General features: G+C 70.9%; 16 protein-coding genes. 12 read left to right on the forward strand and 4 right to left on the reverse strand.

What is annotated here, in order from left to right:
• Positions 1–91: 91 nt before the first annotated feature.
• Positions 92–1,321 (forward strand): acyl-CoA dehydrogenase family protein, encoded by a 1,230-nt coding sequence (locus AB0H71_RS30095; RefSeq protein ID WP_357027553.1) that lies wholly within the window; start codon positions 92–94, stop codon positions 1,319–1,321.
• A gap of 11 nt (positions 1,322–1,332) precedes the next feature.
• A complete protein-coding gene (locus AB0H71_RS30100; protein ID WP_357027556.1) occupies positions 1,333–2,172 on the forward strand; it encodes an SDR family oxidoreductase in 840 nt (279 codons plus the stop codon).
• Here the strand turns inward: AB0H71_RS30100 and AB0H71_RS30105 are convergent, their stop codons facing one another.
• Positions 2,173–3,105 carry an alpha/beta hydrolase gene (locus tag AB0H71_RS30105; protein WP_357027559.1) on the reverse strand — a complete coding sequence of 311 codons (933 nt, stop codon included), beginning with the start codon at positions 3,103–3,105 and terminating at the stop codon, positions 2,173–2,175.
• 465 nt (positions 3,106–3,570) lie between these two features.
• Between AB0H71_RS30105 and AB0H71_RS30110 the strand changes: the two genes are divergently transcribed.
• The 5 genes from AB0H71_RS30110 (at position 3,571) to AB0H71_RS30130 (ending at position 7,997) form a co-directional block, all read left to right on the forward strand.
• The gene (locus AB0H71_RS30110; RefSeq protein WP_357027562.1) at positions 3,571–4,395 is read left to right on the forward strand and encodes an exodeoxyribonuclease III; all 825 of its coding nucleotides are present in this window, start codon (positions 3,571–3,573) and stop codon (positions 4,393–4,395) included.
• 19 nt (positions 4,396–4,414) lie between these two features.
• Positions 4,415–4,888, forward strand: a complete 474-nt coding sequence (locus AB0H71_RS30115) for an NUDIX domain-containing protein (protein ID WP_357027565.1) — start codon at positions 4,415–4,417, stop codon at positions 4,886–4,888.
• Positions 4,889–5,481: 593 nt separating this feature from the next.
• A complete protein-coding gene (locus tag AB0H71_RS30120; protein ID WP_357027567.1) occupies positions 5,482–6,702 on the forward strand; it encodes a helix-turn-helix domain-containing protein in 1,221 nt (406 codons plus the stop codon).
• Positions 6,703–7,074: 372 nt separating this feature from the next.
• Positions 7,075–7,545 carry a ribonuclease domain-containing protein gene (locus AB0H71_RS30125; RefSeq protein ID WP_357027570.1) on the forward strand — a complete coding sequence of 157 codons (471 nt, stop codon included), beginning with the start codon at positions 7,075–7,077 and terminating at the stop codon, positions 7,543–7,545.
• Positions 7,545–7,997, forward strand: coding sequence for a barstar family protein (locus AB0H71_RS30130; RefSeq protein ID WP_357027573.1), 453 nt, complete (start codon positions 7,545–7,547; stop codon positions 7,995–7,997). Before AB0H71_RS30125 ends, AB0H71_RS30130 begins: the two co-directional genes overlap by 1 nt.
• On the opposite strand, the gene AB0H71_RS30135 is transcribed toward AB0H71_RS30130, so the two are convergent.
• The gene (locus AB0H71_RS30135) at positions 7,987–8,625 is read right to left on the reverse strand and encodes a TetR/AcrR family transcriptional regulator (protein WP_357027576.1); all 639 of its coding nucleotides are present in this window, start codon (positions 8,623–8,625) and stop codon (positions 7,987–7,989) included. The two genes, AB0H71_RS30130 and AB0H71_RS30135, sit on opposite strands and share 11 nt — an antisense overlap.
• Positions 8,626–8,730: 105 nt before the next feature.
• On the opposite strand from AB0H71_RS30135, the gene AB0H71_RS30140 reads away from it, so the two are divergent.
• From AB0H71_RS30140 to yhjD, 3 genes are read left to right on the forward strand one after another with little or no spacing between them, the layout of a single operon-like run.
• A complete protein-coding gene (locus AB0H71_RS30140; protein WP_357027579.1) occupies positions 8,731–9,645 on the forward strand; it encodes an oxygenase MpaB family protein in 915 nt (304 codons plus the stop codon).
• 22 nt (positions 9,646–9,667) lie between these two features.
• Entirely contained in the window at positions 9,668–10,693 is a 1,026-nt protein-coding gene (gene trpS, locus AB0H71_RS30145; protein ID WP_357027581.1) for a tryptophan--tRNA ligase, read from the forward strand.
• 33 nt (positions 10,694–10,726) lie between these two features.
• Positions 10,727–11,746 carry an inner membrane protein YhjD gene (gene yhjD / locus AB0H71_RS30150; protein WP_357027584.1) on the forward strand — a complete coding sequence of 340 codons (1,020 nt, stop codon included), beginning with the start codon at positions 10,727–10,729 and terminating at the stop codon, positions 11,744–11,746.
• 91 nt (positions 11,747–11,837) lie between these two features.
• Here the strand turns inward: yhjD and AB0H71_RS30155 are convergent, their stop codons facing one another.
• Both AB0H71_RS30155 and AB0H71_RS30160 read right to left on the reverse strand, forming a co-directional pair.
• Positions 11,838–13,121, reverse strand: coding sequence for a D-alanyl-D-alanine carboxypeptidase family protein (locus AB0H71_RS30155; protein WP_357027586.1), 1,284 nt, complete (start codon positions 13,119–13,121; stop codon positions 11,838–11,840).
• A 54-nt stretch (positions 13,122–13,175) separates the two neighbouring features.
• Entirely contained in the window at positions 13,176–14,072 is an 897-nt protein-coding gene (locus tag AB0H71_RS30160) for a phenylalanine 4-monooxygenase (protein WP_357027589.1), read from the reverse strand.
• A gap of 155 nt (positions 14,073–14,227) precedes the next feature.
• Between AB0H71_RS30160 and AB0H71_RS30165 the strand changes: the two genes are divergently transcribed.
• Both AB0H71_RS30165 and radC read left to right on the forward strand, forming a co-directional pair.
• Positions 14,228–14,431, forward strand: coding sequence for a type II toxin-antitoxin system VapB family antitoxin (locus tag AB0H71_RS30165; RefSeq protein ID WP_357027592.1), 204 nt, complete (start codon positions 14,228–14,230; stop codon positions 14,429–14,431).
• Positions 14,432–14,491: 60 nt separating this feature from the next.
• The gene (gene radC / locus AB0H71_RS30170) at positions 14,492–15,169 is read left to right on the forward strand and encodes a DNA repair protein RadC (protein WP_357027595.1); all 678 of its coding nucleotides are present in this window, start codon (positions 14,492–14,494) and stop codon (positions 15,167–15,169) included.
• The last annotated feature ends 1 nt before the right edge of the window (position 15,170 follow it).

Raw genomic sequence — 15,170 nt, forward strand, 5'->3', positions numbered from 1 at the left:
CGGTTCGGAGCGAACCCGCCCGCCCCCGCGGACCCGGCGGTATGGTCACTTCCATACAAGCGTGCACGCATGTGTACCGGGAGGAACAACGATGTTCGAGTGGTCCGAGACCGACCTGATGATCCGCGACGCGGTGCGCGGTTTCGTGGACAAGGAGATCCGGCCCAAGCTGGACGAGCTGGAGAGCGGCGAGCTGCCGCCCTACCCGGTGATCCGGAAGCTGTTCGCGCAGTTCGGCATCGACGCCATGTCGGACGAGGCGGTGCGCAAGTCGCTGGCCCGCGAGCGGGCGGGCGAGAGCGCGGGGGCGAGCGAGGAGAACTCGCAGGACTCCATGATGGCGGTGCTCATCTCCGAGCTCTCCGGCGTGAGCCTCGGCCTGGTCAGCGCGCTCGGCGTGAGCCTCGGGCTGGGCGCGGCCACCATCAGGGCGCGCGGCACGCTGGCGCAGAAGGAGCGCTGGCTCGCCGACCTCATGACCATGCGCAAGGTCGCCTCCTGGGCGATCACCGAGCCCGACTCCGGCTCGGACGCCTTCGGCGGCATGCAGACCACGGTCCGACGGGACGGCGACGACTACATCCTGAACGGCCAGAAGACCTTCATCACCAACGGCCCGTACGCCGACGTCGTCATCGTCTACGCCAAGCTGGACGACGGCACCACCGCCAAGCGCGACCGCAAGGTCCTCACCTTCGTGCTCGACTCCGGCATGCCCGGCTTCACCCAGGGCAAGCCGTTCAAGAAGATGGGGCTGCACGCCTCGCCCACCGGCCAGCTCTTCTTCGACGACGTCCGGCTCGGCCGCGACCGGCTGCTCGGCGAGACCGAGGAGCACAGCAGCGGCGACGGCAGGGAGAGCGCGCGCTCCAGCTTCACCGCCGAGCGGGTCGGGGTGGCGTTCCAGGCGCTCGGCATCATCGAGGAGTGCCTGCGGCTCTCGGTCGACTACGCCCGCGCCCGCACGCTGTGGGGTCAGGAGATCGGGCGCTTCCAGCTCATCCAGCTCAAGCTGGCGAAGATGGAGGTGGCCAGGATCAATGTGCGCAACATGGTCTTCAACACCCTGGAGCGCGGCCGAGCCGGGAAACCGCCGAGCCTGGCCGAGGCGTCGGCGATGAAGCTGTACGCCTCGGAGGCGGCGACCGATGTGGCCATGGACGCGATCCAGCTCTTCGGCGGCAACGGGTACATGCAGGAGTACCGGGTGGAGCAGCTCGCGCGGGACGCGAAGTCGCTGATGATCTACGCGGGCAGCAATGAAATCCAGGTCACCCACATCGCCAAGGGGTTGCTCGCCGACTCCGCCACCAAGCGCTGAGAGGAACCGACATGGCCACGGCAACCACCATCGCGGGCAAGGTCGTCGTCATCACCGGCGGCGCGCGCGGCATCGGCTTCGCCACCGCGAAGCACCTGCGCGACCAGGGCGCCCAGGTGGCGATCGGCGATATCGACGAGCCGAAGGTCAAGGAGGCGGGCGCCGACCTCGGGCTGGAGGTCTACGGGAAGCTCGACGTCACCGACCCGGACTCCTTCGCCGCCTTCCTCGACCAGGTGGAGCGGCAGCTCGGCCCGGTGGACGTGCTGGTCAACAATGCCGGGATCATGCCGGCGGGCAGCTTCGACGCGGAGCCGGACCGGGTGAGCCGCCGGATCATGGACATCAACGTGCACGGCGTGATCGTCGGCAGCAAGCTGGCGGTGCAGCGCATGGCGCCGCGGGGCAGCGGGCACGTCGTCAATATCGCCTCGCTGGCGGGCGAGGCGCCGACCCCGGGGCTGGCCACCTACTGCGCCAGCAAGGCGGCGGTGCTCGCGCTCACCGACACGCTGCGGGCGGAGTACCGGGAGCGCGGCGTCGAGTTCTCCGCGGTGTTGCCGACCTTCACCAATACCGAGCTGGTCTCGGGCACCGCGGGTGCCAAGGGCATGAAGAACGCCGAGCCCGAGGACATCGCGGCGGCGGTCGCCGGGCTGATCTCCAAGCCCAAGCGGCGGGTCGCGGTCACCAAGCTGGCCGGCGCGCTGGTCGCCTCGCAGTACTTCCTGCCGACCAAGGTGAGCGAATACCTGGCACACGCCTTCGGGCTGGAGAAGGTCTTCCTGGACGATGTCGACACCGCCGCGCGCAGCGCCTACGAGCGCCGCGCGCGTGGCGAGGACGAGTAGCTACAGGGCTTTGAGGCGGCTCCGGCTGGCGTAGACGTGCTCGGCGATGAGCGTGGCGATCCGGTCCGGCGCCTCCAGCATGGGGACGTGGCCGACGCCGTTGACCAGGATGCGGTCGGCGGAGTCGGGGAGTTCGGCGAGGTAGCGGCGGGCGTAGACGCGGTTCGGGATCACCCGGTCGTACTCCGCGAGCAGCAGCCGCACCGGGGTGGTGAGGGTCGAGAGGTCGGGCTGGGCGGGGTGGCGGGCGCCGCCGAGCAGCAGCGGAACCATGGCCGCGCACTGCAGGACGGCCTGCACGGCGGCGCTGGAATCCCGGTCAGCGATCCGGCCGGGGTGCTTGGCCAGCGCGTACCCGGCCAGCCTGCGCACCACCGGGTTGTCCATCGGCCGCACCCCGATTCGCTTGCCCGCCTCGGCCAGCGGCACCAGCGCGAGGAACTTCAGCCCGACCCGGAACTGGGTGAGCGAGGGCGAACCCCAGCCGCCCGCCGGGGCGATCAGCGTGAGCGTGCGGGCCCGGCCGCGCCGCGCCAGCTCGGCGCCGATCCAGCCGCCCAGCGAATTGCCGGCGATATGGCAGGTGCGCCAGCCCTTCTCGTCGAGCATGCGCTCGATCTCGTCGGCCAGTTTCCCGACATCGAGCGGGCCGGTTGTCGGTTTGCCGCCCCAGTGGCCGGGGAGGGCGGGGGCGAAGACTTCGCAGCGGGCCGCCATTCGCACTGCCACCTGTTCCCAGCAGTGCGGGGAGAGGAGGAAGCCGTGCAGGAGCAGGAGGGGGTCGCCGGAGCCGAGGTGGAGTGCGGCGATCGGTTGCGGGCGGGCGGCGACGGGACGCTTCGGCTTCGGTGTGGGGTCCGGGGCGCGGCGTACCGGGAGTGTGGTCACCCGGCGGGTGCCGGAGGGGCGGGTCAGTGGCTCTTCCGTGGGCACGGCTGCCGGGGCGTCCGGTAGGCCGGTGCTCGCGCCAGAGGGGAACGTACCCGTGACGGGCAGGGGGATGCCCGCGCCAGGCAGGTCGGCGTTCGTGCAGGGCAGGCTGGTGTTCGTGCAGGGCAGGCTGGTGTTCGTGCCAGCGGAGGTGAGGCCGGCGGGAGCAGGGAGCGGCTCGCCCGCGGCGGGGGCCAACTGCTGCGCGTCCGCGACGGAGGCGTCGATTCTGCGGCGGCGGACGAAGGTAGCGCGCGGGAAAGTGCGGCGGAAAGAACCGGTGTCGGACGACATCGTCGGCACCCCTTCCTGGGCGGCGACGGCGGTGTCGCGACGCCCGGGGGTCGTTCGCCGGAGCCGGTCGGCCCCGGGGTTGCGGAGCCCTCCGGTGCGGTGGGCCCCCGCGGACGCCCTGCGCCGGGTGTGGCGCCGGAAACGTACGTGTGACCAGCATTGTACGGTTTTTCGGTGCCAGGAATCATCACAACCGTGAACGTCAACGGCGTCCGCGCGGCAACCGGCAAGGGGCTGCTCGAGTGGCTGGCCGCGACCGACGCCGACGTGGTCTGTCTGCAGGAGACCAGGGCCACCGACGCCCAGACCCGCTCCGCGCTCGCGCTCGACGGCTGGCACCTGGCGAACGCCGAGCCCGGCGCCAAGGGCCGCGCGGGCGTAGCGATCCTCTCCCGGCCGGAGCCCTCGGCGGTCCGAATCGGCTTCGGCAGCGTCGAATTCGACGGCTCCGGCCGCTACGTCGAGGCGGACTTCGACGGCCTCACCGTCGCCAGCGTCTACGTCCCCTCCGGCGACGTGGGCACCCCGCGCCAGGACGAGAAGTACCGCTTCCTCGACGAACTCGGCGCCCATCTGGCTGCTCGCGCCGGTGCGATGGTGGTGGCCGGGGACTGGAACATCGCGCACACCGAGCGGGACCTGAAGGGGTGGAAAGCCAATCGCAAGTCGTCCGGATTCCTCCCCGAGGAGCGCGCCTGGATCGACAAAGTGCTGGCCGGCGGCTGGGTGGACGTCGTGCGCGCCCTGCACCCCGATGCCGACGGGCCGTACTCCTGGTGGTCGTACCGGGGCCGGGCGTACGACAACGACACCGGCTGGCGGATCGACGCGCTCTTCACCACCCCGGATATCGCGCGGTTCGCGGAGTCGGCCCGGGTCGAACGGGCGGCGACGTACGCCGAGCGGTGGTCGGATCATGCCCCGGTCACGGTCGGGTTCAGCGCACTCCCCGGGATCACCGATTCCCGCACTGCCTCGGCGCTGGCGGGCACTTCCTAGATTCTGCGAAAATCCGCGAATGGGCGCACGGCGAGACTACTACCGAGATCCGGACGCGCCACGGCCGAACTCGCTCAGACCGGGTGCATCGGCGCTGGTCACCGATGAGGACGGGCGGGTATTGATGCAGCGGCGTGGTGACTCGGGCAACTGGTCGCTTCCCGGCGGGATCATGGAGACCGGGGAGACGCTCGGAGATTGCGCGGTCCGGGAAACCCACGAGGAGACCGGACTCGACATAGCGATCACGGGCCTGCTCGGAATCTATACCGACCCCGAGCATGTGATCGCCTACACGGATGGAGAGGTTCGGCAGGAGTTCGCCGTCGTGTACTACGGCCGGGTGATCGGTGGGGAGATCTCGGTGTCCCACGAGTCGACGGAAGTGAGATTCATCGCCCCCGTGGATCTGGAGGAGCTGCCCGTGCACGAGACTGTCCGGCTTCGATTGCGGCATCATGCCGAAAAGCGGCGGCGCCCCTATCTGGGTTGAGCCCAGCTCTTACAGCAAGTACAGCCGCTCGTTCGGTAGACGGCCGAACCGTGGGACGCAATCGGTGTCCACGCGCACCGCGTCCACATACCGACGTTCCGCGTGCTCCTGCACGAAGATCAGTGCGGCGGTCACGCAGGCGACGTAATCCAGCGGTATCCCACCGAGCCGAATGCTGAGATGCACATCCGGTTCGTCCGGTGCCGGAGAGCCAGGCATCGGCTACCAGTCCCGACTATCGGCGAGCTCGAGTGCTTCATGCAGCGATATCGGCGACACGGGACGCTCTCGCCGCTCAGGCGGCGGTCCGTCCCAGGCGCGGAGCGCTATCGCGAGCGCTTCCAACGTCCGCACCGACACCGTGCGGTGCTGCTGCTGTGCCCGCGGAAACCGAACTCGTTGCGGTAGTGATTTTTTCACCCGTTCCCCCCTTTTTTGCTTGGTTCGCGCTCGACACCGGGAACGGACACCGGTGCCGAGCGCTGGGGAAAGACGGTAGAAAACCTCTTCATCCACGCCGGGTACATTTCCTACCCCCTACGCAGCGGATACCCTTGATCTGACGAGGCGCTGGGCGAGAAGGTGGTCCCACGATGACAACCGACGAACTCCCGATCGGGACGCGAATCAAACGGCTCCGCACGCGGAGAGGCATGTCGAGACCGGTCCTGGCGGGCCTGCTCGGCCGGTCCGCCGAGTGGGTCAAAGCCGTGGAGAACGGCCGTATCACGACTCCGGGGCTGCCGATGCTGCTCCGCATCGCGCAGGCCCTGGAAATCAAGGACCTCGCCGAGCTGACCGGCGACGGACACGCGGTCCCGGTAGGCGTTTTCGCCGGCGCCCGGCACGCAGCGCTGACCGACGTACAACTGGCGCTCACCGATTACCGCATGCACGTCCCCCCACGACCGGAATCGGTGGGGCACTTGGCGGCGCGCCTGAATCAAGCGTGGACAGTTCGCCATTCCAGCCCGGACCACCGGACGCAGCTCGGTGCACTGCTGCCCGGCTTGATCAAGGACGCGCAGGGCGCGGTGCGAGCCGGCGGACCCGAGCGCCGAGCCGCGCGCCGGGTGCTGGCGGGCGTCTATCAGCTGGCGGACTTCTATGTCGCCTACCAACCGGCCCCGGAGCTGGTCTGGCTCGTAGCCGACCGGGCACTAAATGAGGGATACGAATCCGACGACCCCTACGTCATCGCGGGTGGCGCCTGGGCGATGGTGCAGGCACTGCGGGATTCGGGGCGCTGGGAGGAAGCGATCGGACTCGCCCGGACAGCGGGGGAGCGAATCGCTCCCTACCTCGATCGCGACAGCACGCCGGACGATTGGCGCGGCATCACCGGGGCGCTGAATGCCGAGCTGGCCTACGTCCACGCCCGCCGGGGCAGGCACGGTGAAGCCTGGGCGTATTGGGAGAAGGCCGATCGGATGGCCCGTGCACTCGGCGCCGATTACCGGCACGTCCAGACGTCGTTCTCGATGCCGGTCATGGCCGCGCACGCCACGACTCTCGGAGTGGAATTGCGACGCCCCGGCGAGGCGGTGCGAGCGGCGAACGGCTTCGACGCCGGCAGTATCGCGTCGGTGCCGCGACGATCCCGCCATTTCATCGAAGTCGCGCGGGCGCACACGCAGCGGGATGAGCACGTAGCCGCCTTCGCACTGCTGGAGAAGGCGGCGCAGACCGCGCCCGAGACGATTCGCTACAACGGGTTCGCACGGGAGATGTTGCACGGGCTACGAAAGGCCCCGCCATCGGGGCTGCGCGCCGACGTCCGGCGGTTGTGTGACGAGGTGGGCATCGCGGCGTAGGGCTCGCCGGGCACGCGTTCTGGAAACGAGGAAGGACGTCCTACCGTGCTCTACCTACAGCGTGATCCGCCGGACTGGGGCGCTCTGCTCGGCGAATGCCGGGTGGAGGCGTTTCACCTGGAGGTGCGGGACGTTCCGCCGCTTCCTCGAGGGCGAGCCGTCTACAACCTGGTAGGTGAAGACGGCATGCCGGGGGGCTGGCGGTGACCTCGGACCACGGAATCGAGAGGTACTGCCGAAGTGTGAAAGAGCGGCTGTGGACGCTGGCCATCCCCTATGGCGAGTACATCGGCCACGCCCGAGCTACCCCACGGGTGACGTAGATTCCTGTGTCATGACGAAAAGCCGCGCGACCGGCCTGGCGCAGTACCGATGAGCGAGGCACAGCAGGGCAGAGGCGCCCTCACCAAGGTACTGATCGCGCTCGGCGGACTCGTCGTCGTCATCCTCGTGGGACTCTTCGCCCGCGGCACCGACGACCCGGGCACCGCCACTCCGTCCGCGACCACCCAACCGGCGAAACCCGCGGCCCCGTCGACCGACCGGAAGGCCCAGGCGCCGGACATCCCGGCCCGCGCGTACGAAACGCTGAAAGAAATCGACGCCGGCCGCTGGCCCGACTCCGCCGACGCCCCCGGCACCAAGGGCGGCGACCGCTGGCAGAACCGCGAGGGCACCCTCCCGCGCACCGGCACCGACGGCAAACCCGTCACCTACCAGGAGTGGGACGTCAACCCGAAACAGCGCAACCGGAACCGCGACGCGGAACGCATAGTCACCGGCAGCGACGGCACCGCCTGGTACACCGGCGACCACTACGCCACCTTCACGAGGATGCGCTGATGGCCAGGCCGATAACCCTGGCTCGTTTCCTGACCCAGGAGCACCAGCCGCTCGGCTCACTGGCGGTCGACCCGGCCGAGTTCAGCGAGGTCAGATTCCGCGCCCCGGCCGATTTCACGGTGCGCGAACTGCGCGGCAGCCGGATGCGCACGATCCGAGGGTTGTTCGACGAGTTCGCCGCTGCCTTCCAATTTCCGTACTACTTCGGCGCCAATAAAGACGCTTTCGACGAGTGCCTGCGCGACCTGGACGAGAGCCTCGGCGCGGCCGCGGGCTACCTGGCGGTGATCAGGGACTCCACCGAACTGCTGGCCGAACAGCCCGCCGAACGCGCGTGGTTCGCCGAGGCCATGCGGGACGGCGCCGAGTACTGGGCGCGGAAGAACGTGCTCTTCCGGGTGGTGCTGCAGGGCGAGCCCGCCCCGGTGCGGGCGGTGCCGCTCACGCTCTGAAGCGGCGCGCCAGGTCCTCGCCGAGCAGCACGAACACCTCGGTGGTGTGCTCGATGAGCTGCTCCTTCGACATCGTCAGGTCGCCCTGCAGCCAGACCGTCAGGGTCTGCACCAGGCCGCCGACCAGGTAGGTGGCGCGGAAGTCGATGAGCGGGGCCGAGCTGGGGTCGGTGACGCCGTAGAAGTCGCCGCCCTGCGCCGCCACCAGGCGGGCGAAGGCCCGGACGGTGGCGTTGGTGCGGGCGCGCAGCTCGGGGGTGGCCATGCCGGCGATCAGCGCGACCTCGGCCTTGCGCGGGTCGTCGGTGAGCAGGTGGATGCCTGCCGCGATGGCGGCGTGCGCCTTGGCGCCGGGCTCGTCGGGGGCGGTGCGCAGCGCGGTGAGGATGGTGGCGGCGAGCTCCTCGGCGATGCTGTCGATGAGCGCGGTGAGCACGGCGTCCCTGCTGTCGAAGCTCTCGTAGTAGTACCGCTCGTTCAGCCCGGCCGCGGTGCACAGCCCGGAGACGGTGAGCTTGCCGAGGCCGTGCGTGCCGATGATCTCCAGCGCCGCCGTGAGCAGGGCCGATCGCCGCTGCGCCCGCCGCTCTTCGGCGGAGACGCCGCCGTAGGTTCGCTGGGCCGTCACGGTCTCGATTCTGACACGGCGGTATTCCGGCTCCGCGCGCTTGCCCCGCACCGCAATCTGGGGGATCATCTTGCCAGATATGACGAACGGAAGGCGGCACCCCCGATGAGCACCGGATACTTCGCGGACAGCTCGATGGCCAGGCGAGTCATGAGCAAGCGCATCGTCGGCCTCACCTACGGGCAACGCGCCCTGGTGGTCGGGGCGGTGAACCCGCTGCTCTACGTCGGCACCGCGGAGAACACCGCGCACCGCGCCACCCCGTACACCCGGCTCGCGCTCACCGGCAGGCTCTTCGAGGCGGTCTTCCTCGGCACGAAGGACGAGGCCGATCGGGCACTGGCCTACACCGCCCGCAGGCACGCCCCGGTGCGCGGCGCGCTGCCCGAGGACGCGGGCGCGCACCACCCGGCCGGCACCACGTACTCGGCGAACGACCCGCACCTCATGTTCCTCACCATGGCCTTCACCTTCGACTCCGCCGAGGTCATGTACGACCTGCTGGTGCACCGGCTCACCGACGGCGAGCGCGAGGGGCTCTACCAGGACTACGTGCGCTGGGGTGAGCTCTTCGGCATGCCGCGCGCTGCCGCACCGGCCACCTACCGCGGCTTCCGCGCGTACTTCGACGGCTACCTGGCCTCGGACGAACTCTTCCTCACCGAGGAGGCCAAGCTGGTCGGCTCCTACCTGGCCGGGCAGCGGGTGCCGTATCCGCAGCGGCCGCCGCTGCAGCAGGTCACCTCCGGCTTCTTCCTGCTGGTGCAGGGCAGCCTGCCGCCGCGCATCCGGGAGATGTACGGCATGCGCTGGGGGCTGCGCGAGGAGGCCGGGTACCGCGCGCTGGTGCGGGCCGCGAAGGCCGCGCACCTGCGCCCGCCGCTGCTGCCGCCGGTCCTGCGCACCACGCTTGCCGGGCCCAGCGCGCCGATGTACAAGCTGGTCTCGAAGCGCGAGCAGCAGCTGATCCGCACCGGTAGGCCGAGCATGCCGGGGGTGGACACCCGGAATTCCGCTTGATGGGGCGTGCGAAGATCGGGGCATGTCCAGTCCCGCGCAGCCCGGCGAGCGCAAACAGCGTGTGCTCTCCGGGATCCAGCCGACCAGTTCCTCGTTCCACCTCGGCAACTACCTGGGCGCGTTGCAGTACTGGGTCACCATGCAGGACGACTACGACGCCCTGTACTTCATCCCCGACCTGCACGCCATCACCGTCCCCCAGGACCCGAAGGAGCTGCGCGCCCGCACCCGCGGCGCCGCCGCGCAGCTGCTCGCCATCGGCATCGACCCGAAGAAGTCGACGCTCTTCGTGCAGAGCCAGGTGCCCGAGCACGCCGAGCTCTCCTGGGTGCTGAGCTGCATCACCGGCTTCGGCGAGGCGAGCCGGATGACTCAGTTCAAGGACAAGTCGCTGAAGCAGGGCGCGGAGAACGCGACCGTCGGGCTCTTCACCTACCCGGTGCTCATGGCCGCCGACATCCTGCTCTACCGCCCGCACCAGGTGCCGGTCGGCGAGGACCAGCGCCAGCACCTGGAGCTGACCCGGAATCTGGCGCAGCGCTTCAACACCCGCTTCAAGAAGACCTTCGTGGTCCCCGAGGCGCACATCGTGAAGGGCACCGCCAAGATCTACGACCTGCAGGACCCGACGGCCAAGATGAGCAAGTCGGCCTCGACCGACGCCGGGCTGATCAACCTGCTGGACGACCCGAAGGTGACGGCCAAGAAGATCCGCTCCGCGGTCACCGACACCGAGCGCGAGATCCGCTTCGACCAGGAGGCGAAGCCGGGTGTCAGCAACCTGCTGGTGATTCTGAGTTCGATCGCCGGTACCCCGATCGCGACCCTGGAGAAGGACTACGAGGGCAGGGGTTACGGCGATCTGAAAGCCGACGTCGCCGAGGCGCTGGTGGAGTTCGTCACCCCGCTGCGCGCGCGGGTCGACGAGTACCTGAGCGATCAGGGCGAACTCGACCGGGTGCTCGCCGCGGGGGCGGCGCGGGCGCGCGAGATCGCCGGCAACACGCTCGCGCAGGTTTACGATCGGGTGGGGCTGCTCACTCGGTGAGTAAGCGCGGGGGCCGAGCCGAGGGGCGAGACCATGCAGGTGATCGACGACACCAAGGCCGGGATCGAGCGGCGCATCCAGGCCCGGCCGTGGCTGGACCACCTGGTCCGGGCCGGTGGCCGCTACCAGCGGCAGCGTGGTGACTACTACGCCGCCGGCATCACCTACTTCACCGTGCTCTCGCTCTTCCCGCTGCTCATGGTGGCCTTCGCCGTCGCCGGGTTCGTGCTCGCGGGCAACCCCGACCTGCTCGCCGAGCTGCAGCAGAAGATCGTCGAGAACATCCCCGGCTCGATGGGCGACCAGCTCAACGACCTGATCGACCAGGCCATCCGGTCCCGGAGCACGGTGGGTGTGCTCGGTCTGCTCATCGGCGTCTACACCGGGCTCGGCTGGATGGCGAACCTGCGCGCCGCGCTCACCGAGCAGTGGGACCAGAAGACCGAGGAGGGAAACTGGTTCACCACCAAGCTCTCCGACTTCATCGCGCTGGTCGGGCTCGGGCTCGCCATGGCGATCTCACTCGGGCTCTCCGGGCTGGCCTCCAGCGGGCTGGGGGAGGGGCTGCTGCGGTTCTTCAAGCTCTCCGAGCTGCCGGGGGCGCGGTTCCTGCTCGTCCTGATCGGCATCGTCCTCGGCGCGCTCGCCTCGTGGGCGGTGTTCTGCTGGATCATCGCCCGGCTGCCGCGCGAGCCGGTCACGCTGAAGAGCGCGGCCAAGGCGGCGGCCATCGCCGCGCTGGTCTTCGAGGTGTTCAAGCTGGTGGCCTCGCTCTACCTGCAGATGGTGCTGAGCAGCCCGGCCGGGGCCACCTTCGGGTCGATCATCGGGCTCATGGTGTTCAGCTACATCACCTACCGGATCGTGCTCTTCGCGACGGCGTGGGCGGCGACCGCCACGGAGAACGAGCGGGAGGCGGCGGTTCCGGCCCCCGCGCCGGCGATCATCGAGCCGCGGGTCGGGCCCGCCGGGACCACCGCCGCCGCGGGTGCCGCGTGGTTCGGGGCGGGGGCGCTTGCGGCGCTCGGGCTTTCGCTGCTCCGCAAGCGGTGAGCCGGGCGGCGGGTAGCGCTGCGCCACCGGCGGTGTGGTGCTCGACGCGCGCCGGGCGCTGCGTGCGGCCGACACGCAGCGCGAGTGGCTCTCAGCGGCGGCGGCGGTTGACGCTGCGCGCGGCGACGAGCAGCGCCAGCACCACGAAGACGCCGGCGGCGATGAAGAATAGGCGGGCGCGGTCGCGGGCGTCGCTGGACGCGGGCAGGTCCCGATCGCCGGGATCGGCGGCGGGCGGCGCGGCCAGCGTCGGCCCCCCGCTGGACGGCGCGGCGGAGGCGTCCGGCAGGGTGCCGACCCCGGCCCCGCGCTGCACGGCGAACCCGTAATCCAGCAACCGCGCCGCCTGCTCCCACGGCCGCAGCGGCAGCACATCCGCCTTGAGCAGCGTCACCACCAGCCTGCGGCCCCCGCGCTCGGCCCCGGCCACGAAGGTCTGCCTGGCGTCGTCGGTGAACCCGGTCTTGCCGCCGAGCGCCCCCTCGTAGTTGTAGAGCAGGTGGTTGTCGTTGCCGATCACGAAGCCGGGGTGGTCGGTGTCGCCGGGGATCCTCGGGTCCGGCGGGAAGCCGGGGAAGTCGATCTGCTCGGTGTGGATGAACTCGGCGAACCTCGGCTCGGTCATGGCCTCGCGGAAGAGCACCGCCATGTCGTAGGCGGAGGTGCTCATGCCGGGCCCGTCCAGCCCCGACGGCGTCGCGGCCCTGGTGTCCAGCGCGCGCAGCGAACGGGCCAGGTCGTTCATCTTGGCGACGGTCACCGGGTCGCCGCCGAGCTGGGCGGAGAGCGCGTGCGCGGCATCGTTGCCGGAGGCCATCACCAGCGCCTGCAGCAGCTGGCGGTTGGTGTAGCGGCCACCGGGGCCGATGCCGACCCGGGTGCCCTCCACATCGGCGTCGGCGGCGGTGCCGGTGATGACGGTGTCCAGCTTCAGCGCGCGCAGCGCGACCGTGGCGAGCAGCACCTTGATGGTGCTGGCCGGCCGGTAGCGGCCGTGCGGGTCCTTGGCGGCGAGCACCTCGCCGGTGTCCAGGTCGGCGACGACCCAGGCGGTGGCGGAGATGTCGGCGGGCGCGGGTCCGGCCGAATCGGGCAGTACGACACCACATTCCGCCATCCGTTTGCCGCCGACGGCGGGCGACGGCACCGGCAGCGGGTCGGGCGCGCGCTCACCCGGCTCGGGCACCTCGGAGGCGTCGATCGGGGCGGGCGGCTTGGTCCGCTGCGCGCAGTCGCCGGTATCCGGCGTGCGGAACGGGGTGGTGGTGGACGGTGCAGCGGGCTGGGCGAGGGCAGGCGCGGCCACGGCGCCTGCCAGCACGGCGGCGGTGGCCAGCACCGCGGCGACCGCGCGCCACGGGTCGCGAGTGTTCATCACCGCAAAGGGTATCGGGGTCTGGACAGGGCTCGCACCCGGCGGCCGCCGGGGTCAGACGGGGAGCCGCCCGTCCCTGGCACAGCGCGCGGGGGTGTCGTCGTCCATCGTGCTGAAGAAGGCGCCGAGCACCTGCTCGACCTCGGTGAAGGAGCGGGCGCAGTACAGCACCGGCTGGTAGTGGGTGATGTCGTAGGCGGCGGTGCCCATGGCGGCCACGTCGAGCGGGCGCAGCCGGGCGGCGCGGAACTCCTCGATCTCGCCGTACGAGGAGAGCAGCCCGGCGCCGTAGCAGCGGAGCTCACCGCGCTCCCGGAGCACCCCGAACTCCAGCGAGAACCAGAAGACGTCGGCCAGGAACTTCAGCGCGGCATCGGTGCGCAGCCGCCGGGCCGCCGCGCCCACCGCGACGTACAGCGCGGCCAGCCGCGGACTGGCCAGCTGGGTGCCGTGCCCGACGATCTCGTGCACCGCGTCCGGCTCCGGCGTGTACAGCGGCGCGCTGTGGTGCCGCAGGTACTGGGTCGCGTGGAAGACCCGGTCCGCGAACGAGCCGAAGAACGTCCGCAGCGGCACCAGCCCGGCCGCGGGCGCGTAGCGGAACCCGCTCAACGGCGCCAGCGCGGCGGAGACCTGGTCCAGCTGCGGCACGTGCTCCGCGGGCAGCCCGAATTCCCTGGTCGCGAGCCGGATCTCGGCGCAGGCGTAGCTGCGGTGCTTGCGCGCGAGCTCGGCCGCGACGGTGCGCCAGACGGCGTGCTCGCGCTCGGTGTAGGCCACCCGCGGCGCCGGCTCGCCCGCGGTGTGCGCCAGGGCGAGCGCCGCGATGGCATCGCGGCGCTCGCGGTACTCCGGGTCGTGCGCGCCCGGGTGGTCCGCGCTCAGCCGGACCCGGACCGCGCCGTCGCCGCCGCGGCTCACCGGCGAGTAGAGCTGCGCTTCGGTGAACATGCTCCGATGCAAGCACCGCGGGCCCGGCGCGGCAATCCGCCCCGCCGCAGCTGTACACACTGCGCAGCTGGGCGGGCCGAGCTGCGTGATTCGGGCCGAAGCCTCGCGCCCGCGCCGTTCTCGATGCAAGATGGCGAATGTAATAAGGAGGACGCATGCGTACAGTGCGGATCGATCTGGACCAGCGGCTGCTGGCCGCTGCCGCCGCCATCATGGGCACGTCGAGCAGCGATGCCACGATCAACGAGGCACTGCGCCGGATCGTGGTGCACGAGCGCCAGCTGCGCCACCGCGAGCTGCTCGGCGTGGATGCGCCGGCCGCGCTGCCGCCGCGCGAGCCGGTCGTGCTCGACGGCTGACCGGTCTGTCGGTACCCCCTGGCATCATGGCGACCCTGCACCGTGCATGGAGGGGGTTCGATGTCGGTACCGTTGGCAGGTCTGCCCGGCGATCAGCGTCCGCGGGAGCGGCTGCTCGCGCTCGGGGCGCACGCGCTCACCGATGGTGAGCTGCTGGCACTGTTGTTACGCGAGGGCAATCGCGGCATCGGCGTCGTCGACCTGGCGCTCGCCCTGCTCGCCGAGTACGGCGGCCCCGCCGGGCTGGCGGCGGCCAGGCCCGAGGAGCTGGCCAGGCGCACCGGGATGGGCGTGGCCAAGGCGTCGACGGTGGTCGCCGCCTTCCACCTGGCCGCGCGGGCCCGCGGCGCCGCCCCCGGCCGGGTGCTCACCGGCGCCGCCGATGTCGCGGCGGTGGCGGCCCCGCTCTTCACCGGCGCCCGGGTGGAGTGGCTGCTGGTGCTGGTCTGCGATGCCAGGCACCGGCTGCGGCACCGGGTCTTCGTGGCGCAGGGCGCGCTGGACGAGGTCGCGGTCCCGGTCCGGGAGATCCTGAACACCGTGCTCAGGCACGACGGCCGCGCCTTCGCCGTGGTGCACAACCACCCGTCCGGCGATCCCTCGCCCAGCTACGACGACCGGCGCGCCAGCACCGTGCTCGGCGCCGCCGCCGGCACCGTCGGGCTGCGCTTCCTCGGCCACGTCGTGCTCGCCGGCGACCGCTGGTCCCGCGCGGAGCCGCTGCCGGAGGGCTGGTGAG

Source organism: Nocardia sp. NPDC050697 (genome assembly GCF_040654395.1).
In the GTDB taxonomy this organism is placed as follows: domain Bacteria; phylum Actinomycetota; class Actinomycetes; order Mycobacteriales; family Mycobacteriaceae; genus Nocardia.

Coding starts and splice junctions, on each gene's coding strand:
- AB0H71_RS30095 (WP_357027553.1), top strand. CDS start 92: ATGTTCGAGTGGTCCGAGACCGACCTGATGATCCGCGACGCGGTGCGC.
- AB0H71_RS30100 (WP_357027556.1), top strand. CDS start 1,333: ATGGCCACGGCAACCACCATCGCGGGCAAGGTCGTCGTCATCACCGGC.
- AB0H71_RS30115 (WP_357027565.1), top strand. CDS start 4,415: ATGGGCGCACGGCGAGACTACTACCGAGATCCGGACGCGCCACGGCCG.
- AB0H71_RS30120 (WP_357027567.1), top strand. CDS start 5,482: ATGACAACCGACGAACTCCCGATCGGGACGCGAATCAAACGGCTCCGC.
- AB0H71_RS30125 (WP_357027570.1), top strand. CDS start 7,075: ATGAGCGAGGCACAGCAGGGCAGAGGCGCCCTCACCAAGGTACTGATC.
- AB0H71_RS30130 (WP_357027573.1), top strand. CDS start 7,545: ATGGCCAGGCCGATAACCCTGGCTCGTTTCCTGACCCAGGAGCACCAG.
- AB0H71_RS30140 (WP_357027579.1), top strand. CDS start 8,731: ATGAGCACCGGATACTTCGCGGACAGCTCGATGGCCAGGCGAGTCATG.
- trpS (WP_357027581.1), top strand. CDS start 9,668: ATGTCCAGTCCCGCGCAGCCCGGCGAGCGCAAACAGCGTGTGCTCTCC.
- yhjD (WP_357027584.1), top strand. CDS start 10,727: ATGCAGGTGATCGACGACACCAAGGCCGGGATCGAGCGGCGCATCCAG.
- AB0H71_RS30155 (WP_357027586.1), bottom strand. CDS start 13,121: ATGAACACTCGCGACCCGTGGCGCGCGGTCGCCGCGGTGCTGGCCACC.
- AB0H71_RS30160 (WP_357027589.1), bottom strand. CDS start 14,072: ATGTTCACCGAAGCGCAGCTCTACTCGCCGGTGAGCCGCGGCGGCGAC.
- AB0H71_RS30165 (WP_357027592.1), top strand. CDS start 14,228: ATGCGTACAGTGCGGATCGATCTGGACCAGCGGCTGCTGGCCGCTGCC.
- radC (WP_357027595.1), top strand. CDS start 14,492: ATGTCGGTACCGTTGGCAGGTCTGCCCGGCGATCAGCGTCCGCGGGAG.